This window comes from Flavisolibacter ginsengisoli DSM 18119 (assembly GCF_900129295.1).
Taxonomy (GTDB): Bacteria; Bacteroidota; Bacteroidia; order Chitinophagales; family Chitinophagaceae; genus Flavisolibacter; species Flavisolibacter ginsengisoli.
The window spans coordinates 148,336-172,082 of record NZ_FQUU01000009.1 but is presented as its reverse complement, the minus strand read 5'-3'; the positions used below and the strand labels follow the sequence as shown (position 1 = coordinate 172,082).

The 23,747-nt window shown below is 41.5% G+C and carries 20 protein-coding genes; 6 read left to right on the top strand and 14 right to left on the bottom strand.

Translation table 11 applies throughout. From position 1 onward, the window contains the following. Window positions 1-44 precede the first annotated feature (44 nt). Entirely contained in the window at window positions 45-977 is a 933-nt protein-coding gene (locus tag BUA53_RS12025) for a helix-turn-helix domain-containing protein (protein WP_072835608.1), read from the top strand. Window positions 978-1,002: 25 nt separating this feature from the next. Beyond that, window positions 1,003-1,632, top strand: coding sequence for a hypothetical protein (locus tag BUA53_RS12020; protein WP_217652991.1), 630 nt, complete (start codon window positions 1,003-1,005; stop codon window positions 1,630-1,632). 66 nt (window positions 1,633-1,698) lie between these two features. On the opposite strand, the gene hemL is transcribed toward BUA53_RS12020, so the two are convergent. Genes hemL through hemA form a run of 8 tightly spaced genes read right to left on the bottom strand, consistent with a single transcriptional unit; the run spans window position 1,699 to window position 9,493 of the window. Next, complete coding sequence (gene hemL, locus BUA53_RS12015) at window positions 1,699-2,985, bottom strand: glutamate-1-semialdehyde 2,1-aminomutase (protein ID WP_072835606.1); 1,287 nt, start codon at window positions 2,983-2,985, stop codon at window positions 1,699-1,701. 40 nt (window positions 2,986-3,025) lie between these two features. Next, a complete protein-coding gene (gene hemB / locus BUA53_RS12010) occupies window positions 3,026-4,000 on the bottom strand; it encodes a porphobilinogen synthase (protein WP_072835605.1) in 975 nt (324 codons plus the stop codon). A 10-nt stretch (window positions 4,001-4,010) separates the two neighbouring features. Beyond that, on the bottom strand, window positions 4,011-4,559 hold the full coding sequence (locus BUA53_RS12005; RefSeq protein WP_072835650.1) for a cysteine hydrolase family protein: 549 nt from the start codon (window positions 4,557-4,559) through the stop codon (window positions 4,011-4,013). Window positions 4,560-4,570: 11 nt separating this feature from the next. Beyond that, window positions 4,571-5,485 (bottom strand): oxygen-dependent coproporphyrinogen oxidase, encoded by a 915-nt coding sequence (gene hemF, locus BUA53_RS12000; protein ID WP_072835604.1) that lies wholly within the window; start codon window positions 5,483-5,485, stop codon window positions 4,571-4,573. A 41-nt stretch (window positions 5,486-5,526) separates the two neighbouring features. Then, the gene (gene hemE, locus BUA53_RS11995) at window positions 5,527-6,564 is read right to left on the bottom strand and encodes a uroporphyrinogen decarboxylase (protein WP_072835603.1); all 1,038 of its coding nucleotides are present in this window, start codon (window positions 6,562-6,564) and stop codon (window positions 5,527-5,529) included. Window positions 6,565-6,568: 4 nt separating this feature from the next. Continuing rightward, complete coding sequence (locus BUA53_RS11990; protein ID WP_072835602.1) at window positions 6,569-7,300, bottom strand: uroporphyrinogen-III synthase; 732 nt, start codon at window positions 7,298-7,300, stop codon at window positions 6,569-6,571. Further along, a complete protein-coding gene (gene hemC, locus BUA53_RS11985; RefSeq protein ID WP_072835601.1) occupies window positions 7,287-8,267 on the bottom strand; it encodes a hydroxymethylbilane synthase in 981 nt (326 codons plus the stop codon). Before hemC ends, BUA53_RS11990 begins: the two co-directional genes overlap by 14 nt. Next, on the bottom strand, window positions 8,267-9,493 hold the full coding sequence (gene hemA, locus BUA53_RS11980; RefSeq protein WP_072835600.1) for a glutamyl-tRNA reductase: 1,227 nt from the start codon (window positions 9,491-9,493) through the stop codon (window positions 8,267-8,269). The genes hemC and hemA overlap by 1 nt, the downstream gene beginning before the upstream one ends. 171 nt (window positions 9,494-9,664) lie before the next feature. Between hemA and hemH the strand changes: the two genes are divergently transcribed. Both hemH and BUA53_RS11970 read left to right on the top strand, forming a co-directional pair. Continuing rightward, the gene (gene hemH / locus BUA53_RS11975; RefSeq protein WP_072835599.1) at window positions 9,665-10,732 is read left to right on the top strand and encodes a ferrochelatase; all 1,068 of its coding nucleotides are present in this window, start codon (window positions 9,665-9,667) and stop codon (window positions 10,730-10,732) included. A 34-nt stretch (window positions 10,733-10,766) separates the two neighbouring features. Next, the gene (locus tag BUA53_RS11970; RefSeq protein WP_072835598.1) at window positions 10,767-11,312 is read left to right on the top strand and encodes a CopD family protein; all 546 of its coding nucleotides are present in this window, start codon (window positions 10,767-10,769) and stop codon (window positions 11,310-11,312) included. A 56-nt stretch (window positions 11,313-11,368) separates the two neighbouring features. Here the strand turns inward: BUA53_RS11970 and BUA53_RS11965 are convergent, their stop codons facing one another. From BUA53_RS11965 to BUA53_RS11940, 6 genes are all read right to left on the bottom strand, one after another. Further along, window positions 11,369-11,770, bottom strand: coding sequence for a hypothetical protein (locus BUA53_RS11965; protein WP_072835597.1), 402 nt, complete (start codon window positions 11,768-11,770; stop codon window positions 11,369-11,371). Between the two features lie 169 nt (window positions 11,771-11,939). Then, window positions 11,940-12,494 carry a dihydrofolate reductase family protein gene (locus BUA53_RS11960; RefSeq protein ID WP_072835596.1) on the bottom strand — a complete coding sequence of 185 codons (555 nt, stop codon included), beginning with the start codon at window positions 12,492-12,494 and terminating at the stop codon, window positions 11,940-11,942. Between the two features lie 91 nt (window positions 12,495-12,585). Further along, window positions 12,586-13,056 (bottom strand): DUF1801 domain-containing protein, encoded by a 471-nt coding sequence (locus BUA53_RS11955; RefSeq protein ID WP_072835595.1) that lies wholly within the window; start codon window positions 13,054-13,056, stop codon window positions 12,586-12,588. Window positions 13,057-13,427: 371 nt separating this feature from the next. Further along, window positions 13,428-14,366, bottom strand: coding sequence for a DNRLRE domain-containing protein (locus BUA53_RS11950; RefSeq protein ID WP_072835594.1), 939 nt, complete (start codon window positions 14,364-14,366; stop codon window positions 13,428-13,430). A gap of 207 nt (window positions 14,367-14,573) precedes the next feature. Then, window positions 14,574-16,142, bottom strand: a complete 1,569-nt coding sequence (locus tag BUA53_RS11945) for a serine hydrolase (RefSeq protein ID WP_072835593.1) — start codon at window positions 16,140-16,142, stop codon at window positions 14,574-14,576. 537 nt (window positions 16,143-16,679) lie between these two features. Then, complete coding sequence (locus tag BUA53_RS11940; RefSeq protein ID WP_245793105.1) at window positions 16,680-19,145, bottom strand: TonB-dependent receptor; 2,466 nt, start codon at window positions 19,143-19,145, stop codon at window positions 16,680-16,682. A gap of 242 nt (window positions 19,146-19,387) precedes the next feature. On the opposite strand from BUA53_RS11940, the gene ileS reads away from it, so the two are divergent. Both ileS and BUA53_RS21035 read left to right on the top strand, forming a co-directional pair. Continuing rightward, window positions 19,388-22,738: an isoleucine--tRNA ligase gene (ileS, locus tag BUA53_RS11935; protein ID WP_072835592.1), complete on the top strand. Its 3,351-nt coding sequence runs from the start codon at window positions 19,388-19,390 to the stop codon at window positions 22,736-22,738. A 7-nt stretch (window positions 22,739-22,745) separates the two neighbouring features. After that, complete coding sequence (locus BUA53_RS21035; protein ID WP_139256418.1) at window positions 22,746-23,690, top strand: TraR/DksA family transcriptional regulator; 945 nt, start codon at window positions 22,746-22,748, stop codon at window positions 23,688-23,690. The last annotated feature ends 57 nt before the right edge of the window (window positions 23,691-23,747 follow it).

Here is a 23,747-nt window from a genome sequence, read left to right as displayed (position 1 = left end):
ATACTTACTGTTTTCAATGTTTATAAGGTAATTTTGCAAGCTTCATGCAGTACCAGATTTCATCCGGAGGTTTATTGCCCGAGCACTTGGGATTGAAAGCAGACCTTGTATATGAGGCCGGGCAGCAAATTCCTGGCTCGGTTCATTATTCCATCAAGCGCTATACCCGTCCCGGGAACTGGATGGCGGATGATATAGGGGTATTGAACTACCATTTCGAATCCTCAAAACCGGAGCGTAACCACCTTGAGCTGAAGTTTTGTATAGCCGGGAATATGTATTGCCGGAAAAATGGAACGGAATGCAGCCAGTGTAAAGCGCAGGTAAGCTTTCACTGCGAGGAGAAAATAGAAAGTGTTGACCTTGTTAGCTTTGTTTTTTCTTCCACTTTGCTGGAGCAATTTGTCAAATCACGGATAGAGAATAATACTTTAAGTGAAGATATCCTATCATTTAAGCACCGGTCCTCGTTCAGCAAAACAGTATCTATTTGCGGCAGAACCAGGATGGTACTGGAAGGGCTTCTAAATCATAATTATTCTGAAAGCCTGGAGAATATCTATGTCAATGCACAGACACAGATGCTATTACTGTATAGTCTTGACTGCCTGGATGAAAAGGAAATTGATGTGATCAATTGTAAATTCCTGGCAAATGAAGCTGACAGGGAAAAGATACTCAAAGCAAGGGAAGTATTGATACAGTCCATTGGCGAACCAATAACCATTAAAGAATTAAGCCGTAAAGTAGCAATGAATGAATGCTACCTGAAGAAGGGCTTCAAGGAAATGTTTGGTAGCACCATCTTTGATTTTTATCAAAGTCAAAGAATGGAACATGCCAAATACCTTTTATATGAGAAGGGATTAACAGTGACAGAAGTTTCTGTTCTCCTTGGCTATTCTTCCATTTCTCATTTTTCCACAGCGTTTAAAAAGCATACAGGAATAAAACCCTGCGAATTGCTACTACGCTAATTACCTTCACCTTTCAATTTATTATTTGCATACTTCCATGTTCACTGTTATTGCCGGCACTGTTTTATTGGCCATGGTTCATGCGCTCATACCTAATCATTGGCTTCCCCTGGTGGCTGTGGCAAAAGCAGAGAAGTGGAAGCAAAAAGATATTACTTCTATAACATTTATGGCAGCCCTGGCCCATGTGCTTGGTACAGTTGCCTTAGGCCTGGTACTGGGCACTATTGGTAAAGAATTGCAGGAAAAATATGGCAGCATTATCTACGTTGTTTCTTCGGTAGTATTGATCGTATTTGGTTTGATCTATTACACAGTGAATCTTCCCCACCATCATCATAGCTCTCAAAAAGATGTTGCCCAGTTCAAACGAAGTAAAAGGAAATGGATATTGATTTTCATATTCATGATGTTTCTTTCTCCCTGTCTGGAAGTGGAAAGCCTGTTTCTCTCTGCAGGTGCTTATGGAATGAGGTTAGTGATACTTCTTTCCGTGATTTACGCCATTGTGAGCATTTCTGGTATACTATTGCTTGTCAACCTTGGATACAAGGGCATTAACCTGCTGAGTGCCCAATTCATTGAACACAATGAAAAAAGGATTAGCGGCACAGTGCTGATCCTTGTTGGTATTCTTTCGTTCTTTTTGCATTAATTTAGGATAAGTCAGTACATAAAAAAACTCCGGCCTGGGCCAGAGTTCTCTTATTTAAAATATTAATTATAATTCTTTTAGACTTTCATCCAATGCTTCTATGGTTTTATCCAGGTCTTCATAAGTCAATGCATTTGAAAGGAACCAGGATTCAAAAGCAGAAGGGGGAAGGTAAATTCCCCTGTCAAGCATTTTATGAAATAAGGTATTGAAAAGGTTGTTTTTAGCAGTTGATGCAGAGGCAAAATCAATAACAGGTTTATTACTGAAATGAATGGATATCATACTTCCCAAATGATTGATCACATAGGGAATGCCTGAAGCTTTCAATACATTGTGCAAACCTTTCTCTAAATAAGTCCCTTTTTCTTCCAGCTCTTTATAGACCGTTGGGTTATTTTTTAAATGGGTCAATAAAGTAAACCCTGCTATCATGGCCAATGGATTACCACTAAGGGTGCCTGCCTGGTAAACGTTACCCAAAGGAGCAATATGATTCATGATCTCCAGCTTACCACCAAAGGCACCTACAGGCATACCGGCACCAATCACTTTACCATAGGTGACCAGGTCAGCATCAATGCCCAATCTTTCCTGTGCACCACCTTTGGCTAACCTGAAACCAGTCATCACTTCATCGAAAATAAATACAATGCCTTCCTGTGTACAAAGTTGTCGAAGACCTTCCAGGAAGCCAGGCTGTGGCAATATGCAACCCATATTACCTGCAACGGGTTCTACAATGATCGCAGCTATCTCACCTTTATGTTGGTCCACCTGTTGTTTAACCGCATCAATATCATTATAGGGTGCAGTAAGTGTATCATTTGCTACACCAGCAGTAACTCCAGGCACTGTTTGAATATTAAATGTGGCTACCCCGCTTCCTGCCTTAACTAAAAAACTATCTGCATGACCATGATAGCACCCTTCAAACTTCAGGATCTTATTTCTTCCTGTATACCCTCTTGCCAGACGAATAGCACTCATACAAGCTTCGGTACCACTGCTAACCATGCGTATGAGATCTACATTGGGTACCATGGATTTGATCAATTCGGCCATTTCTATTTCCAGCTCAGTTGGCGCACCAAAGGAAGTAGAATCTTCTGCTATTTCCTGGATGGCTTTTACCACAGGTTCAAAAGCATGTCCCAGTATCATTGGCCCCCAACTATTGATATAATCAATATAGCGGTTACCATCAGCATCATATAAATAAGCTCCCTTTGCTTTCTTTAAAAAGATAGGCGTTCCCCCCACACTTTTAAATGCACGTACAGGAGAATTGACACCTCCCGGTATACTCGCCTGTGCTCTATTAAATAACTCTTTACTTCTGTCTATATTCATAAAGGGATGTTGAGAAAATTATAAAACTTTATAATCAAAATTAGCTCAATAACCTTGCAGCATCTTTTGCAAAATAAGTGGCAATAAGATCAGCGCCTGCTCTTTTAAAGGATGTAAGGGTTTCTAAAATAGCTTTTTCCTCATTGATCCATCCCATTTTAGCGGCTGCTTTTATCATGGCATATTCACCACTAATATTATAAACACTTACAGGCACATTCACAGCATTTTTTACTTCTCTGAGAATATCAAGGTAGGGCAGACCTGGTTTAACCATCACAATATCGGCGCCTTCTTCCACATCCATTTGCCCTTCTCTTATAGCCTCTGTACGGTTGGCATAATCCATCTGGTAAGTTTTTTTATCACCAAAACCAGGTGCACTGTCAAGTGCATCTCTGAATGGTCCATAAAAACAAGAAGCATATTTGGCGCTGTAGGCCATGATCCCTGTTTTTGTATAACCTTCTTTCTCCAGTCCTTCACGAATGGCAAAGATCCTTCCATCCATCATGTCACTGGGCGCTACCATATCTGCTCCTGCTTTGGCATGGCTGATGCTCATTTTCACAAGTGCTTCCACCGTAGGGTCATTCACTATCTCTCCATTTTCAACTATGCCATCATGGCCATAAGAAGAATAGGGGTCAAGAGCCACATCGGTCATCACATACATTTCCGGTACCGCATCTTTAATGGCCTTTATGCTTCGCTGCATCAAGCCATCCTTGTTCCAGGCTTCCTTTCCTGTATTATCTTTCAACTCATCTTTACACTTAATAAAAAGCAATACGCTTTTGATGCCAAGGTTCCACAACTCTTTAACTTCTTTTATAGTAAGATCAATGCTCCTCCTGTAATAATCAGGCATTGAAGCAATCTCGGTTTCTATATTCTCTCCTTCATCAATGAACAAAGGAACAATGAAATCATTGGGTGTAAGAATGGTTTCAGCAACCATACTGCGGATGGCAGGTGTTGCTCTTAATATCCTGTTTCTTCTTTGCTGGTACATTATAATATGTTTAAAGTTGTTTAATCAATTCATGCGTATGCCTGACATCTGCATAGAAATAACTCAGGGCAGCCATAAAAGCATTATGAACATCATTTGCTTTTACTGTATTATTTTCAATTACCAGGTCTTTGGTGGCGCAGGCATCCGAAGCAATTGAAATGGAATAACCAAGGTCCTTTGCCGCACGGGCGGTAGCATCCACACACATATGCGACATCATTCCTGCAATCACAAGATGTTCTATCTCCATTTGTTGCAGGTAATTTAGTAAGCCTGTATCTCTAAAGCTGTTAGGGAAGTTCTTGGTAAACACCTTTTCATTTTCCAATGGCAATACATTGTCATGAATGGCTGCACCCTTTGTGCCGGGTATGAAAAAACCTGCACCTGGTCTTATAGACAAATGCTGTATATGTATAACAGGTAAATCTTTTTCTCTAAAGGCATTCAACAATTGGCGTGCTTTCAAACTGGCATCCCCGCTGTTTACCAATTCATTATTTCCCCCTGGGAAATAATCATTTTGAATATCTATTATAACTAGAGCTGTTTTCATTTTATATGGTGTTACTTGATCCATTCTCTTGGATGCAGGCAGGCATCCAGTAAGTCTGATTCCGAAGTTCCTTCCCCGGGTAGATAATTATATTCAAACCGAACCGTAGGTGGAAGGCTCATCAAAATACTTTCTATCCTTCCATTGGTCTTTAATCCGAAGATAGTCCCTCTATCATGTACAAGGTTAAACTCCACATACCGGCCCCGCCTGATTTCCTGCCAGTGTTTGTGTTCAGGAGTAAAAGGCATGTTCTTTCTTCTTTCTACTATTGGTATATAGGCCTCAATAAAAGCATTGCCACATGCCTTGCCAAAATTCATCCAGAAGTTCACATCATGCTTTTCACCAGGACGCTGGTGATCATAGAATATACCACCTATGCCTCTTCTTTCATTTCCCCTGTGTGTGTTCACAAAATAGTTATCACATACCTGCTTGAAGTTGGGATAAAAGCTTTCGTCAAAACTATCGCACACATCTTTATACACCTGGTGAAAATGCCTGGCGTCTTCTTCAAATAAATAGTATGGAGTAAGGTCAGTACCTCCGCCAAACCAGCGGTCAATGACTTCATCATTTTCATTATACAATTCAAACATCCGGTAATTGCAATGTACTGTAGGCACAAAAGGATTTAAGGGATGGATGACCAGTGATAAACCACAGGCAAACCATTTATCTCCATTGATCTTAAGTTGAGAGCGCATGGCATCTGTTACCTCGCCAAATACTGTGGAAGTGTTCACACCTCCCTTCTCAAATACCTTTCCATTCGCAATCACACGGGTTTTTCCTCCACCGCCTTCTGGTCTTTCCCACTTGTCTTCAATAAACCTGGCTAAACCATCTGCCTGCTCAAGGGCATGACAAATTTTATCTTGCAGTTCATCAATGTATTCTATCCAGTTCTGTTTGATATTCATTTTCTATTGTAAAAACAAAAAGAGCCTTAAGCTCTTTCTTTTTAGTTTCCTGTTTTATATTCTTTCACTGCTTCAACAAAGGCCTTTGCATGGTCCACCGGAACATTAGGAGTAATGCCATGACCCAGGTTGGCTATATAATTCTGGGCACCAAAGTCATCGATCATTTCTTTTACCCATTGCTTGATCTGGGGTATAGGGGCCAGCAGTTTTGCAGGGTCAAAATTACCTTGAAGGGTTATGTTATTGTTGGTTAGCTGTCTTGCCACCTGTGGAGTTATGGTCCAATCAATGCCAATACCTGAAGCACTACTTTCACTTAATTCCTTTAAAGCATACCAGGTGCCCTTTGGAAATAAGATCACAGGGGCATCATCTTTTAAAGCATCCGCAATTTGTAATAAATAAGGCTGCGCAAATTGTTTAAAATCTGCGGGTGACAAAGAACCTGCCCAACTATCAAATACCTGCACTGTATCTGCACCTGCCCGAACCTGTGCTTTAAGGTACTCTATGGTTATGGTAGTGATCTTTTGCAATAAGGAATGTGCAAGTTTTGGCTCTGTATAGGCAAACTGCTTTGCCTTATCCCATGTCTTGCTTCCCTTGCCTTCAATCATGTAGCAAAGCAAGGTCCATGGGGCACCTGCAAAACCGATCAGTGGGACCCTTCCGTTCAATTCTTTTTTAGTGAGAGACAATGCATCCAACACATATTTTAAATGTTCGGCGGCATTTTCAGTATTCAATGCATCAACATCCTGTTGGGTCATTATGGTCTTTGGTAAAGAAGGACCTTTTCCTTCTTCCATTAATACTTCAAGGCCCATAGCCTGGGGTATGACTAATATATCAGAAAAGATAATTGCTGCATCCACTCCAACCTGGTCAACTGGCTGCAGTGTAATGGCCGTAGCCAGTTCAGGTGTTTGCACACGGGTAAAGAAATCGTATTTGTTCCTTAATTTAATATAATCAGGCAGGTACCTGCCAGCCTGCCGCATCATCCATACGGGCGGGCGCTCTACTTTTTCCTTTCTTAAAGCTTTTAATAAAAGATCATTCTGTAATTGGCTCATTAGTTTAATTATCCGGATGTGTGTTTAAATTTTTATATGCTATTAAAGCTTTTAACATGCCTTCCTGCGAAGGGGTATCACTAATGATGATAGTATTACCGGAATACTTTAAAATACTATCAGCTGTTGTTTCACCTACGGCGAAACAAATAATGTTCTTCTTTGGTTGGTTCACTGAGAAAAAACTATCTGCGGCGCTGGGACTGAAAAATAAAATGGCATCCATTTCTTCCGTTGCAATACATGGAGTGGGTACTGTTTCATATACTACTATCTCATGTGCCACTACACCATTTTGTTTTAAAAGACCTGGTAGTTCATCCCTTCTTTTATTACCGCAAAAGAAAAACACTTCATTGATACCCTTTGCCAGGATTAATTTTGCAAGCGCCCTTGCTGAAGGGGCAACGCCTGCAATGTTTGCTATAGGGAAAGCTTCCAGTACTGCCTCTTTTGTTCGTCCTGAAAGACAAAATACCTGCAGCCGCGTCTTATCTCCCCGTAGGTATTTCCCCAGGTAGTGTTCAAGGCTGGATACAGCATTGGCACTTGTAAAAACAATGGGTTGCGATGTGTACCTATGGAACCATGATAACAACTGCTCTTGCTTTTCTTCCTTCAATATAGGATGAACAGCTATTGCTTCCTGTTCTGTTATTTCAATACCATTCTCTTTCGCTTCCTCCACGATCTCAGGCAACAACTTTTTAGTGCTTAAGACCCTAATCGTTTCCATTGGTAGTTAAGCCGGTTTTTCTAATGCTGTTAATAATTGCCTGGCCTCCATTGGCAAGTATAGATGCAGCAGCCAGGCGACCTGCCTCATGCCATTGTTCTTTTAGCAACCGCTTCTCAACGACAGCTTTATATTTACCATCCGGGCTTACAATATTTCCTTTAAAATAGATCTCTCCATTATTTAATTCAGCAAGGGCGGAAATAGGAGTGGAGCAACCACCCATCAGGGCACTTAGGAAATCCCTTTCAACACATGTGCAAATTGCAGTGGATTCATCATCTAATGACCTGCAACTTTCCAATGCAAATTCATCTCCTTCACGGCAGGCAATCATTATGGCACCTTGTGCTGGGGCAGGCAGCATCCAGTCGAGGTCAATGGATGTTGCAGGACGTAAACCAATTCTCTCTAAGCCTGCAGCAGCAAATATGGCTCCCTTCCAGTTATGTTCTTTCACTTTCCTAAGCCTTGTATTTACATTGCCACGTAGATTTTCTACCTTATGAGAAGGGTACCTGTGCAGCCATTGTGCAATGCGCCGTACAGAACCTGTTGCAATGGTAAAATCCAGGGAATTGTCATCATTATCCCCGTTCCATTTGCCATTATTGTATCCCAATGCCGCAGGGGTTGACTCCTCCTTATATACAAAAATGTCTTTGTAATTAGCTCTCTTTAGTACTGCCGCCTGTTGCAGTCCTTGTGCCATTTGTGTAGGCACATCTTTCATAGAATGAACGGCAATGTCAATGCGGTTATTAAGCAGTGCAGCATCTAATACTTTTGTAAAAACTCCTTGCACGCCAAGGGCATACAAAGGGGTAATGGTGTCAATGTCACCTTCGCTTTTTAGATACACCAATTCCGATTGAACACCTAGTTCCTTTAACTGGTTTTGAACCAGGGTAGCCTGCCACACAGCCAGTTCACTGTCTCTTGTGCCAATTCTTAAAACTGTAGACATTAATTTCTTGTACTTATAAAATCATTCAGCGCTGCAATGTATTGGCAACCGCGTTGATTTTGAATTTTTATCTTCCCCGCAGTTTCATTCAATACCCTTTGAATGTGTGTATCAATAGTTTTGGGGCAGGTAGTAGTGGCCTTAGTATAGTGGGGATGGCTATACAGCTCTTTCAGTTTTACTTTCAGAGCTTTCAGCATGGGTACATGCTTGCGCATCTCACACCACTCTTCAAATTCCTGTATTAATTCTTTAATAATAGCTTTTGCCTTTGGCACTTCAGCCAGGCGCATCTTCAATGTTTCGTCTTTCATCTTTGAAAGCTCATCCACATTTACAAGGCTTACATTCTGCAGGTGTTGCGCTGCTTCCTCCACATTATAGGGAATAGACAGGTCAATGATCAATTTGTCTCCTGAATGCTCTACATGTTCCTTTAAAATCACTGGTTCAGGGGAATTTGTAGCCACCAGGATAATATCTGCTTTTTGAACTTCCTCTGAAAGGTTGTCAAGTGAAGCAGCATGTAATCCCAATTCACCAGCCAGTTCGTGTGCCTTCTCGGGCGACCTGTTGATTAAGGTGATATTAGTAGTTTCCAGGTAGTCAACCAGGTTCTTACAGGTGTTGCGGCCAATTTTTCCAACTCCTAATAATAAAATGTTTTTGGAAGAAGGATTTACAACTTTCCTGCGGATATATTGAACGGCTGCAAAAGAAACAGAAACTGTTCCCCCGCTTAACTCTGTATTGTTCTTGATCAATTTGGATGATTGGAGCACACTATTCACCAGTCTTTCTGTAAAGGCGCCTACGAATTTTTGCTCCTTGGCAAACTTTACAGCGTTTTTTAACTGGCCAACGATCTCGTAATCTCCCAGGATCTGGGAATCCAGTCCGGCACCAACACTAAAAACATGCTCAATAGCCTCTATGCCATTTTTTATATAAGCAGAGTTTTTAAATGTTTCCATATCCCCAACTGTTTCAGAACACAGTAGGTCTACCAGTTGGTAACTGCAATAGGCAAATCCATAGATCTCTGTGCGGTTGCAGGTTGATAGTATGAAAACCTCGTTCAACCCCTGTTCGGCGGCTTTTTGTAGAATGGATTGGTATTGATCATTATTTATAGCAAACTGTCCGCGTACGGAAGCATCTGATTTTTTGTAATTGATGCCGGCTACGTAAAAGTTTGATATGTTCTTGAAGTAAGGAGTGTCCATTTTTCAATTATGATCCCGATCCAGTGCAAAAGTAGTTTTGATGAAGGCACGCTCCTAAAAACAATGTCATCTATCTGTCATTTGACTCCTTGATTTTCATCAGGTTGCAGATTCACGGGCATCAATTGATAAAATTCTTGAACCAGTTGTACCTACATTTGTTGCCTTGATATGAAAAGAGCCATCATCCTCATGAACCTCGGTTCACCTGATTCCACGGAAGTAAAAGATGTCAAACGATACCTTGATGAATTCTTAATGGATGAAAGGGTCATTGACAAGCCCTGGCTGCTCCGGGCCTTGTTGGTAAAAGGTATTATCGTTCCTTTCAGGGCGCCCAATTCTGCCAAAGCCTACAAAACTATCTGGACTGAAAAGGGCTCTCCGCTCATCGTGATAAGTAAGGAACAGGAGCGTGCCTTGCAAAAAGAAATAGAAGAACCGGTTACCATTGCCATGCGTTACGGCAATCCTTCACCCATGATGGCTTATGACCTGTTGCTTCAAAAAAATCCTGACATGGAAGAGATCGTGGTAGTGCCAATGTATCCACATTATGCCATGAGCAGTTATGAAACAGCAGTGGAGTATGCCAAAGAACAACATAAAAAGAAAGCTTATCCTTTTAGACTCACCTTCATCAAACCTTTCTATGATGAGGAGGACTACGTGGAAGCACTTAGTCAGAGTATACAACCGCATTTAGATAAGGAATATGACCAGGTATTGTTTTCATACCATGGCATACCTGAAAGACACATCTTAAAATGTGACCCTACCGGGAAGCATTGCCTGAAGGTGGATAATTGTTGCGAAGTGCCTTCTCCTGCACATGATTTCTGTTACAGGCATCAATGCTGGGTGACAACCCATTTGGTGGCCGATAAGCTTAATATTCCCAAAGAAAAAAGAGGCTTTTCCTTCCAGTCACGACTGGGAAGAGATCCCTGGCTGCAACCTTATACTGCAGTGCGCCTGCAGGAGCTTCCAAATGAAGGCGTCAAGAAAATAGTGGTCGTGTGTCCTGCCTTTGTAAGTGACTGCCTGGAAACGCTTGAGGAAATGGGAGAGGAGGGAAGAGAGATCTTCTTACACGCTGGTGGCGAATCCTTCGACCTTGTGCCCTGCCTGAATGTACATCCACTCTGGATCAGTGCCATGGCTAAATGGATAAGAGAATATGGCCAGGGAAAAAGGGAAATGATCCTTAACGAAACAAAACAGACCGCCCAGGCTTAATTGTTATCTACATTAAAGTATTTTAGTTCTCCACATGTACGCATATCTTAAGGCTCTGCACATCATTTTTATTGTCACCTGGTTTGCCGGCATGTTCTATATTGTCAGGCTCTTTATATATAATACTGAAGCAGAAGAAAAGAAAGAACCGGAGAAGACCATTCTTCACCAGCAGTTCTCGATAATGATAAAACGACTGTGGTTGGGTATTACCTGGCCTTCTGCAATACTCACCCTTATCCTTGGGCCTTTGGTAATGTGGAAGGGATACTGGTATAAGACCATTTGGGATGATGCAGGCAAATGGCTGCTGATCAAACTGATCTTCGTTGTACTATTATATATGTACCACTTCTCTTTGCATGGTTTGTATAAACAACAGGCTAAGGGAATTTTTAAATACTCCTCTCAAAAGTTGCGTGTATGGAATGAGGTAGCTACCATCTTTCTTGTCCCTATTGTAATGCTGGCATCAGTAAAGGAAAGCATTAGTTGGGTCTGGGGCATAGTAGGTTTATTGGCTTTTGTCATTGTTTTAATGAGCGCCATTAAGATCTACAAGGCAATAAGGAAAAAGTAATGTACATAGTAGTTGCAGTTATTCAGTTTTTCATTTACAGGGGGTCTTTTAGCAAATCAGGATTTGGCCAACTTTTGCGTCCTGTAAAATTTCCAATATATAGCGCCACTTATCAACCCGATGATAAAACCTAAAGGACCGGTGTATAAAATACCAAGGAGCGGGCCCTGGTTACCACCCCAGTTAAAAATAATAGGACCCACAAAACCTGCGATTAAACCTATAGATCCAATAATGATTCCCCAGGCCAGCATATGAATTTCTAAACGGTCTGTATTGATTGACATCTTTTTCCAGGCCAGTAAACTAATAGCCAAAGCAATTAATATAGAAATTGAAATAGACAGTAATCTATTTTCACGCAATTGTGGCACAAGGGAAGAAATAACCAGTATACAAAAAAGTAAACTGGCAGCAAACACAAATAAGCTCAGTATAATTCTTATGGAAGTTTTCATACATCAATAGCTTTTACTAAATATAACTAAATTATTCATGATATTATACACTAATGGTCACGCTTGTGATGCATGTATGAATGAAACTGGGTTCTGCCTGATTTTTTGGATATTCCTGAAGATCTTCTAATTCCTGCTGAACCACCTTCCTGTTTCAAAATATTTATTGTCATGTATTTTTTACAGGCACATAGTAATGAATGACTGCACCACCCTTAAAGTTTTTTGTCCCCAGAAGATTAAAAAAGGTTTTTCTGTTGATATTATTAAATAAGGGCAGGCCTGTGCCTGTCACAACCGGGTGAATGCAAAGTTGGTATTCATCAATTAAATTAAGATTCATGGCACTCACAATTAGTCCCGGACTGCCTACCAAAATATCTTTGCCTGGTTGTTGTTTCAGAGCCAAAATTTCTTCTTTAAGATCTTTCTTTGCAAGCCTTGCCGTTTCCCATTCAGTGCTTTTGAGGGTATTGGAAAAAACCACCTTAGGTATCTTGTCTATAGTCACTGCAAATTCATCCATTGCTTTATTACCAGTAGGATTTTTGAGAATTGTTTGCCAGTATTGCATTAGTTGGAATGTTACCCTTCCATATAAAATAGTGTCAGCATTGCGTAAAAGCTCACTGTAATGTTCATGTATTTCTTCGTCAGCATTTATAGCTGTATGGTCGCAAAACCCATCAAGGGTCATATTGATTGCTGCAATAAGTTTTCTCATATTATGCAATTACCTGTTAGGGATCCATACCATTTCATATGACCAAAAGGAGGTTTTTATAGTTCCCGAATGATTTGCTATGGTGAATTTGTTATTTACTTTTCCTTTGGTTTTTATAATTCCTTTCATACATTTCTATCCATTCATCTGGAGTTATTTTAGAAACCAGTTCACCTATTAGTTGATAAGGAATGTCCTCTGCTTTTTTATACCGCATACAACTCTTGCCTATATCAAGTTTTTTGGGTGATGCTTTGGCGTGGGCCTCAGTAAACCATTTTAGTAGCCTGGGCTCCGCATAGATACCCATGTGATAGACAGCAATGAAATTTTTCTGCGAGGCAAAGGCCAGGAAAGGCAGGGGTAATTTTTGATCACAGTGATAGCCGGCAGGATATTTACTATGAGGCACTACGTAACCTATCATGCCATAACTCATGCATTCCTGGAAGCCCTTTGGAATATTTTTCTTAATGACCTTTCTTAATTCTGTGACAGCCTGCTTCCGGTCTTCGGGAATCTCCTCTATGTATTGGTCAACAGTTATTGCTTTTGATTGCATACGTCAATTATTGGTTACTAATTGAGGGATTTCTATAAATGAAATCCGGCAAGCAGGTATTTGCAAAGGGTCATTGAGATACCCTCTACGCATGATCGCTGCCGATGGATAACATTTGTCTGAAGTTAAGAATTAATAACCTTAAATGTACGTCCTGTCCATAGCGAAATGATCAATAAAATTCTGCTTCTTGTAACATCCGGTATGCTAAAGCCAAACAACAGGTAGCCTCCTATTATTAAGTCATTTCAGGCGCCTGATAACTTTAAGCAACCAGGTCAAATGTCAGAATCCAGGAACAATTATTTAAAGGTTCCTCAAACATTTTCAAAAATTGTAACAGCATTAAAAACTATGTACAAAAGCTTCTCCTAATAGGAATATTGTACAACCAATTTCGGATGTTTTGAAGCATCGTTGGCCGTACTTGAGCAGAAAATCCTGGATGTATAAATATTTTCGTCTTGCAGCTTTAACAAAAATCCATAATTACCATATTGTTGCATGCTTTTTACCTGGGCAGTTACATCCAAATCAATCAGATCTAAAGTTGATTGATTGGTGTGAGGAATTGAGATTTGTGTGGCTAGATCTCCAGCTGGTTGCGATTGCCATGATGCTGTTGATACATTCCAGTTGGTAACAGCACGCTGTAAAATCATTGCATTGTTATTCCCATAATTGGCATCAACAAGGTTTCCTTCTGTTGGAGCAGGGTCAGAATAAAGAGATAATTTGGCTGTCAGAATTTTGGCAGTAGCGGGTATAGAAGATAAATCGAATTTAAAAAGGCCTCGAATGTAAGCAATGCTGCCATTCACAGTCCAGGCTACAGCTGCTATGTTCTTAAAATTCTGTCCTGAAATATCCTGTCCTCCAACAATACCTATTCTTACTTCAGTTTGATTGGATGAAGGTTGTAAATTTAATGTTACTACAGGTGGTAATGTAAGGTTGATGGTTACCGTTTTGACACCGGTTGCACCTTTATTGTCTGTTGCCATTAATTGAAAGACATATTTCCCTGCGATAACTGAGCTAACGTTTGTAGAAGCAGCGCCCGGGTAATGAATTTTTGCGGTATTGGGTCCGGAAATCTGGGTCCACGTATAACCGGCTATTTGTCCATCGGCATCTGTAGCGGAGCCGGATAAAAGAATAGTATCACCTTGTGCATGGCTCAATTGAAAGGTAGTGTCATTACCTGCATTTACAATTGGGGGTTTATTCTCAGTAGGGGTGTCTTTTTTGCAGGCTACAAAAGACAAAATAGTAAAAGCAATTAGCAATACTTGTTTGATATTCTTCATCAACAGTTAGTTTTGAGTGGGTCAAGATATAATACGGAATGAAAATATTATAGATAATTTAAATTTTTTTTTATTTAATTATTTGATAAGGGTATTTGCTTAACAGTTATAATCAGCACCTTAATTATTTTGGTACAGATTTATTCCATTATGGTCAACCTGTGATAACTGCTGGCACAAACTTTCTCTTTTAGCTAAGAGTTTTTATTACTGTATTCGTTGAAGGTCTAAATCCTGAAAATCAAAACTGAAGTCTATGTTTGGTGAGATACCTTTCAGCTTTATGCTTTCTGCCTTCCCATTTTCATCAAGGCTGAACATTGCAAAAGCATCGCAGTTCATATCCTGGTATTCCCATTTTATGGCAAATGTATTAGCCTTATAATAACTCATAGGCCCATTCAACCTGGGTGACCGTAGTGCTTTGAACCAAAGCTGGTTTCCTTTCAGAAAGACTTCTACCTTTCCAAACCATTTGTCTTCATATATGCCTGTATAATCCGTTGCATTGATCTTTATATTTTTGGCAGCTGCCACTGTTTGCCATACGCTTTTTACCACTGAATCTGCACTGTTACCCTTCGTCTGCATAAACTTGCTGTATTTGTCTATCCAGTTATTGTCATCAAGTCCTAAGTAACTATCAATGATTGTTTGCTGCAAGGCGCCAAACAAATAACCGCCACCACTTTCCGTATTGGTTAATATAACAACTCCCAATTTCAAATCGGGAATAAGGGCAACGCTTGTCAGCATGCCCGGGAGCCCACCTGTGTGTGATGCTATCAGGTTGCCCTTGATATCGCCAAGGCCCCATCCTAATCCATAGCCACCAAAATGCTGGTTGTAACGCGGATTGGGATTAATACCAGTTATAGTATGAATGGTCCACATTTCTCTCTGCCTTTTTTCGCTAAATAATTGCTTGTCCTGGCCCGGTCCATATTTGCCCTTGTTTAGCTGCACGATCATCCATTTGCTCATATCGTCAACATTCGAAAGTATCCCACCTGCTGCCCCATTGATCTGATCGCGAAACATAGCAATGGTCCTTATGGTGCCGGTTTCAGTTGAATGAGGTAAAGCAAGATTGTCCTTGTCTTTAATAGCATCCTGCGATGAAAACGAATTGGTCATTTGCAAAGGATCAAGGATCCTGGATTGAATAAATTTTTCCCAGGTCATTCCACTTATTCTTGCAATTAATTCACCGGCAATAACATACAATTGGTTGTCATAATCAAATTGTGTTCTGAATGCGGATTTTGGTTTAAAGTATTGAAATGCAGTAAGCTTGTCCTTAATTGTAAAGTCGGTTCCATCCGGAAAATCCATCAAATCACCAGCACCTAAACCAAGGCCGCTTCTATGGCACAAAAGATCTTCTACTAAAAAATTCTCGGTTACATAATCATTATACATTTTAAACTCCGGCAGGTAGGTTCTCACCTTGTCTTTCCAATTTAGCTTGCCTTCATCCACCAATATGGAAAGGGCAGCTGTTGTGAATGCCTTACTGTTGGATGCTATCTGGAAGTTCGTATGCTCGTTTACGGGTTCCTTTGTTGAAATGGAACGCACTCCATAACCTTTTTCATGAACGATTTTCCCGTCCTTTACGATGGCCACTGCCACTCCGGCAACATTAAATTTCTCCATGGCTTTCTGAACCAGGGCGTCCAATTCAGCAGAGGAGACCTGGGCAAAAGTTGAATTGGTGAACAAGGCGAAGCAGGCAAAAAGCAGTAAGACTGGTTTGATTTTAAATATGCTCATTTTGGTTATTACTTTCTATACTTATGTACAACTCTTCTCAACTTACTAATATAATATTTTTTAATCCCTTATTCTTTAAAAGCATTATCAAAACAATCTCGATTAAACATATAGAATATTCCCTCCCTCAACTCCCACCCAGCCGATAGAATTGACGCTGCCAAAACCATTTAATGGTCATCCCAACAAAGTATAGGTTTAAAACATCCTCACCCTGCGATGGCTCCCAATTTACACCTATGGTACACCCTGCCAACCTCCGGGATGTCCCGAAGATATCCCGAGGATATCCCGAGGATAAGCCGACGATAAGCCGACTCTTATAGAGTCGGGATATCCACGGGACATCTATGGCTTATGTATGGAAAAAGCTTGGGATAAGGTAATTGTAACCCTGGGGTAGAAATGGAAAGCCTTGCCATAGGACAAGGCCTTTCTAATGAGAAAGGGATCCAGCCTGCAGGCTACTTTCTTAAGTTATTATTTCTTTAGAACAACCAGTTAAAGGCATAATACAATGCGCTACCTACAACCTTTTCAAAACTTGTAAGCTGCAGTTGCTGCAAACTGTCTTGGTGCAATGGGATTGACACTGTTATCATCATGCGCATTATAGCTCAACTGGTCAAACAGGTTGGATAGCTTAACCCTCAGGCTTAAATTTTTATGAGAGTAGCCTGCATGGATATCCGCGGTAATATAATCAGGTAAAGGCATCAGCTTATAGGTATTGCCAGGACTATTGGTAGGATTTCTACCGGCCAGCCTGTCACCTATATAAAAAGCACCTGCTCCAATATAAACTCCATTTAATGGTGATTCTTTTGAAAAAGTATAATACACACTGGCATTGGCCGTATGTGCAGGATTGTACCTCAGGCGGTCACCTTTTTTATTACCATTTACAGAATTGCCGTTCACTCCCGTGTAACGCATGTCATTATAGCTGTAGCCGGCCAGGATTTTAAATCCGTTTACAGGTCTTGTTTGAATGTCAAGCTCAATGCCCTTGCTGGTGGTTTCACCGGATAGTTCTTTTATATTGCTATTGTTATTGGCAGTGGTGCCATCTGCCAGGAATAATGCGGTCTGCGCAAAATTGCTGTTGACGATCCTGTAGGCAGTGAAATTGAGCGATAAGGCGCCTTTAAATAGATCATTCTTAATGCCTGCTTCAAATTGGTCAATGATAGAAGGTGAAAGGGCATTGTTGTATATATCCACTCCGCTGTTGACAGCAAATGAATTGGTATAGCTGGCAAATAAGGAGGTGGCTTTAGAAGGCTGATACACAATGCCGAATTTTGGACTGAAAGCATCATTGGAAAAGGAAGCTATTCTACCCCTGGTGTTCTTTGAAAGGGTATCCACTGTTGCAGTTTGATTCAATTGGTAGGTGTAGCGTACTCCAGCTAATACTTTCAGGTTGTCAAACAAGGAAACAAGGTCTTGTGCATATAAGCCATAACGCAAAATAGGCGAGGTGGTGATCCGCTCTTCTGGCAGTAAGGGAATATCACCTCTTTTATTGAAACCGGAAGGATCAAATATGTTGATCGTGTCGTAGATATTCTTATTACTGGTAGTTGGATTAGCATAGGTCTTAAATGTAGTAGCGATCGTTCTATACCTATCGGCATCTGCTCCTGCAAGCACAGTATGTTGAATATTACCTGTCTTCAATTTGGCATTCAGGTCAAGGGAACTGAAATAATAGTTTTCAGCAGTTCTTGTTTTTTGAAGACCCCTTGTCCAGGTGCCATCAGCAGTTACCATTGCACCAGAAGCGTTGGGCCTGTTGGCGCTGAACAGTTCATTCTTGTATTGCTGGAAAGAAACTACACCCCGCAAACCAAGTACATTGCTGATACGATGCGTAACTGTACCTGTTGCAGTTTTCTGAGTTGAATTGTTATATGCCCAGGGAACATTTAAAAACCTGTCACGTGGAATGGCTGCCACTACGTAATTGATTGCGCCTGTGCCATAATCCGGTGTGCGTTGGTCTTTTAAATAATCACCTTCAAGGATGACCTCTGTGTTTTCACCTGCTTTGTATGATATAGAGGGATTTATATAGATCCTATCTGACTTTACCCCTTTACGAAAACTACCTGCATTCTCATAACTGGCGTTAACCCTGTAAGCGACATGTCCACCATTATTTACAGGCCCGTAGATATCTATTGAGGGTTTGTAAAAAGCATAACTACCGGCACGGAAGGAAATCTCTCCCCCTTTTTCGAATTTTGGTTTCTTGGTCACAATATTTAAAATGCCACCTGCGCCAACATTTCCATAAAGAATGGCATTGCCACCTTTTAGTACCTCCATTTTCTCCACGGCACTCAGCTCGGGTTTGATGCCATTATTGAACCTTGCACCATTCTTAAAAGTATTGCTGCTCCCAAAAGCATAACCCCTTGCTGCAATTTCTTCCTGAAACCCCCCGGTAGTTCCCATAATATAGACTCCATTCATATTTTGCAAAGCATCACTCATGGTTAGCACCTGTTGCTTTTCAAGAATGTTCTTATCAAGGACTAAAATGGCTTGGGGCAGATCTCGGGCCTGCACCGGGAGTTTTCCTATGGTCGTTAGTTTTTCATTCAGGGTTCTTTGAGCCGTGATGGTAACAAATTCCAGTTGTTTGGCATTTTGAACTAGTGAGACCTGGAGGAAGGTGGTCTGGTCTTTCTTTACTTCCACTACCTTTTCCTGGGTTAATTGTCCAATGAGCGAAATCTCCAGGGTGTGCAAACCTTCCCTGACACTCAATTGAAAACGTCCCTGCTCATCCGTAGTAGTGAATTTATTGGCGCCCTTTACAGAAATGGTTACAAAGGCTGCCGGCTGATGGTCGGCAGTTGTCACCAGCCCGGAAATAATACCGGTAGGTAATTCGGGTATGGAAGACAAATGATTGTAAACCAATAAGCTATCTGTTTTAGTGAATCCCACTAAGCCTGTAAACAGTAAAAAAACAAGAAAGAAATGCCTCACAGTTGACCAATTTGCTGCAAAGAGACGTGGAAGTCTGTTTTATGGGTACCGGAATCGGGAAAAGCAGTTACGAATGGAGGAAAACTCAAGGTCAAATACAAAGAAACACCAGGATTTGCTCCAGGTTACAGGCCTGGTAATAATTGAAAGCTTCGATAAACACTAACGATTGGGTTTTGCCCTTAAGGGCTATATTTTCATACCTTTGCAGCCATTTTCAAATCAAGTTTAGAAGCCCCCTTATGGCCAATCGATATAAAGAGTTTAAACATCTGAATTTACCTGCCATTGAAAAAGAGGTTTTGCAGCGGTGGGAAAGGGAAAATGCCTTTAAAAAAAGTATAGAAGTAAGAGAAGGTGCTGAGCCTTTTGTTTTTTACGAAGGACCGCCCAGCGCCAATGGTATGCCTGGAATTCACCATGTTATATCCAGGACATTGAAAGATCTTGTCTGCCGGTATAAGACCATGCAGGGATATAAAGTGCAGCGCAAGGGCGGATGGGATACCCATGGATTGCCTATTGAGCTGGGTGTGGAGAAGGAATTGGGTATTACCAAGGAAGATATTGGCAAAAAAATATCGGTGGCCGAGTACAATCAAAAGTGCCGGGAGGCGGTTTTGCGTTATAAGGACAAATGGGATGACCTGACCACCAAAATGGGTTATTGGGTTGACCTTGAACATCCCTATGTGACCTTTACTAATGAATATATAGAAACACTGTGGTGGTGCCTGAAAGAGCTTTACAACAAAGGCCTGCTGTATAAAAGTGTTTCCATTCAGCCTTATTCACCGGCTGCCGGTACCGGTTTGAGCTCACATGAGTTGAATCAGCCCGGAACATACCGTAATGTAAAGGACACCAGTGCCGTAGCCATGTTTAAGGCTGTTAAATCAGGCAGGTCACAATTTTTATTTGATGCTGCAGGAGATGACGAGGTATTTTTCCTGGCGTGGACCACAACTCCCTGGACGCTTCCTTCCAACCTGGGGCTTACCGTAGGCCCTAACATAGACTATGTATTAGTAAAAACTTTCAACCCTTATACTCACTTACCCGTGAATGTAGTACTGGCTAAATCACTTGTCAACAGGTATTTTAAGCCAGAAGGGGAGAATGGAGATCTTGAAGAATATTCACCGGATCAAAAGCTACTTCCCTGGAAGATCCTTACAGAATTTAAAGGAAAAGAACTTGAAGGCCTGGAATATGAGCGCTTGCTGCCATATGAGGCTAACTCGCTGGAAGCTATACAGGCCATCACGCCAGATGCCCAGCCGTTCAGGGTATTGTTAGGCGATTTTGTGACCACGGAAGATGGTACAGGTATCGTTCACACAGCTCCTGCCTTTGGCGCGGATGACTATAAGGTTGGTAAGAAATATAATATAGGGATACTCACTCTGGTGGACAGGGAAGGGAAGTTCGTAGATGGACTGGGAGAGTTTTCCCGCCGTTTTATCAAGGATTATAAGAACGAGCCCGATTACGTGGATGTCAACGTAGACATCTCTGTTAAACTGAAGAAAGAGAACCGCGCCTTTAAGGTGGAAAAATACGAGCACAGCTATCCCCATTGCTGGAGAACGGACAAACCGGTAGTGTATTACCCGCTGGATGCATGGTTCATTAAGACTACTGCAAAGCGGGAAAGAATGGTGGAGCTGAATAAGACCATCAACTGGAAACCTGAATCTACAGGTACAGGGCGTTTTGGTAACTGGTTAGAGAACATGGTGGATTGGAACCTGAGCCGCAGCCGTTATTGGGGTACGCCATTGCCAATATGGAGAACAGAGGATGGATCTGAGGAGAAATGCATTGGATCTATTGAGGAACTGAATGCCGAGATTAAAAAGGCCAGCCAGGTTCTAGGGGGTGATGTTAATACACATTACCTGCATGACGGCATCCTGGACCTGCACAAGCCATATGTGGATGAGGTGATCCTGGTATCTGAATCAGGCAAACCTATGAAAAGGGAGCCCGACCTAATTGACGTATGGTTTGACAGTGGTGCAATGCCTTATGCCCAATGGCATTTCCCCTTTGAGAATAAAGAAATATTCCAAGAAAATTTCCCTGCCGACTTTATAGCCGAGGGTGTGGACCAAACCCGTGGCTGGTTTTATACCCTCCATGCGCTTGGTGTGATGCTTTTTGACAGCGTGGCTTATAAAACCTGCGTTTCCAATGGGCTGGTACTGGATAAGAATGGCAATAAGATGAGCAAACGACTGGGAAACGTTGTTGATCCATTTCAAACTATTGAAAAATTTGGAGCCGACGCTACCAGGTGGTACCTGATCACCAATGCTTCACCATGGGATAACCTGAAGTTTGACCTGGAAGGTATAAAGGAGGTGCAGCGTAAATTCTTTGGTACCTTATATAATACCTACCAGTTCTTTGCGCTGTATGCCAATGTGGATAGGTTTAGCTTTAAGGAGGCCTATATTCCATTGGAAGAAAGGCCTGAAATAGACAGGTGGATCCTTTCCTCGCTGCAGACACTGATCAAAAAAGTGACTGCTGCCTTTAATGACTATGAACCTACACAGGCAGGTCGTTTAATAGAAGATTTTGTGGATGAACACCTCAGCAACTGGTACGTAAGGCTTTGCCGCCGCCGGTTCTGGAAAGGGGAGTATGAGCAGGATAAAATAGCGGCCTACCAGACACTGTATGAATGCCTGGAAACAGTGGTGCGCCTGATGGCCCCCATTTCTCCTTTCTTCAGTGATGAGCTGTTCATTAACCTGAATGCAGTGACCCAAAAGCATAAAGAAGAATCTGTGCATCATATCCTGTTCCCAACTCCTAAAGAAGAATATATTGATATACTACTGGAGGAAAGGATGGGACTCGCCCAGGATGCTTCTTCATTGATATTGTCCCTGCGTAAAAAAGCGAATATCAAGGTGCGCCAGCCGCTTCAAAAAGCACTGATACCTGTGTTGAACCCTTTGATGGAACAACAATTGCACAAGGTAGAAGATCTTATTACAGCGGAAGTGAATATAAAAGAACTGGAATATCTATCTGATACGGAAGGGTTCATTAAAAAGAAGATCAAGCCCAATTTTGGAGCCTTAGGAAAGAAGCTTGGCCCCCTGATGAAAGCTGTAAATACTGCTCTTTCAAATTTTTCCCAGCATGAAATTTCTTTATTTGAAAAAGAAGGCAGATATTCAATCCCTGTAGGCAATGATGAGTTCGTTGACCTGGCATTAAGTGAGGTAGAGATTAGCAGTGAAGATATTCCCGGCTGGACAGTAGCAAGTAAAGGACCACTAACGGTTGCATTAGATATAAATATCACACCTGAATTAATACAGGAAGGAGATGCCCGTGAATTCGTGAACCGGATTCAAAAAATAAGGAAGGATAGTGGCTTTGATGTTACGGACAGGATCGAGGTAAAAGTAGCTGCCAATAATGGTATCTCTTCATCTTTAGCTAAGTATAATGACTATATTTGCGCGGAAATTCTGGCAGATAAGCTAGAGTTAACATCAAACATTGATGAGGGCACTGAAATAGAGGTTAATGACAACCCATTGAAGGTCATCGTCTTAAAAAAGGGGTAAAAATTGTATGGCTACTAAAAAGCAAGCGTCAAAACCTGCCCGCGCCAATGGCGGGAAAGCTGTGAAAGCATCAAAACCAACCAAAACTGCTACCCGCCCGGTGGCTAAAGCGACTGCCAAAAATGCGGTAAAAACCGCACCTAAAAAAGCTGCTGCTAAGGCAGCGCCCAAAAAAGCAGCGCCAAAAAAGTCTGCCCCGGCAACTAAAAAATCAGCAGTGAAAGAAGTAACCCCAAAAAAAGGAGTCAAAGCTCCTGCGAAGCCTGCTCCAAAGGCCGCTTCTGTAAAAACTGCCCCCATAGTGGCTAAGAAAGCTGAAGTTCCTGCTAAGAAAGCAGCGCCTGCCCCCACCAAGGCTGCGCCTGCAAAGCACCCTGACCCGGTAAAAAAGCCGGCTGTTACAGGGCCATCGCACCAGGAAGTGAAGCCGGCAATTAAACCTTTGCAACAAGCACCAAAAAAGGAAGCACCTAAACCTACCAAGGTGGTGATCCCCAAAACATCAACAACAAAGGCTGTTAAGTACGAACCAGATTTCACAAAATCGGTATTGGATTCACAACAAAAAGAACAAACTGGTCCTACTATGAGGTATTCAGATGCAGAATTGATGGAGTTTCGTGAGTTGATTGGAAAAAAACTTGAAACAGCCAAAAAGGAACTTGCTTATTTGCAAGGATTGATCACACGTAAAGATGAAGGTGGTGATATGGAAGATGGCCGCTATATGACAATGGAAGACGGCAGCATGAGCATGGAAAGAGAACAATTGAGCCAGATGGCCAGCAGGCAGATTCAGTTCATAGATCACCTGGAGAAGGCAATGATGCGCATTGAAAATAAAACCTATGGCATTTGCCGAGTTACAGGAAAGCTGATAGACAAAGCGCGTTTACGTGCTGTGCCTCATGCTACCCTTAGCATTGAAGCCAAGCAAATGATGAATAAATAATTGGAATTTATAGTTTAAAAGCCTTGTTCCCTTAAAGAGGAGCAAGGCTTTTTTATT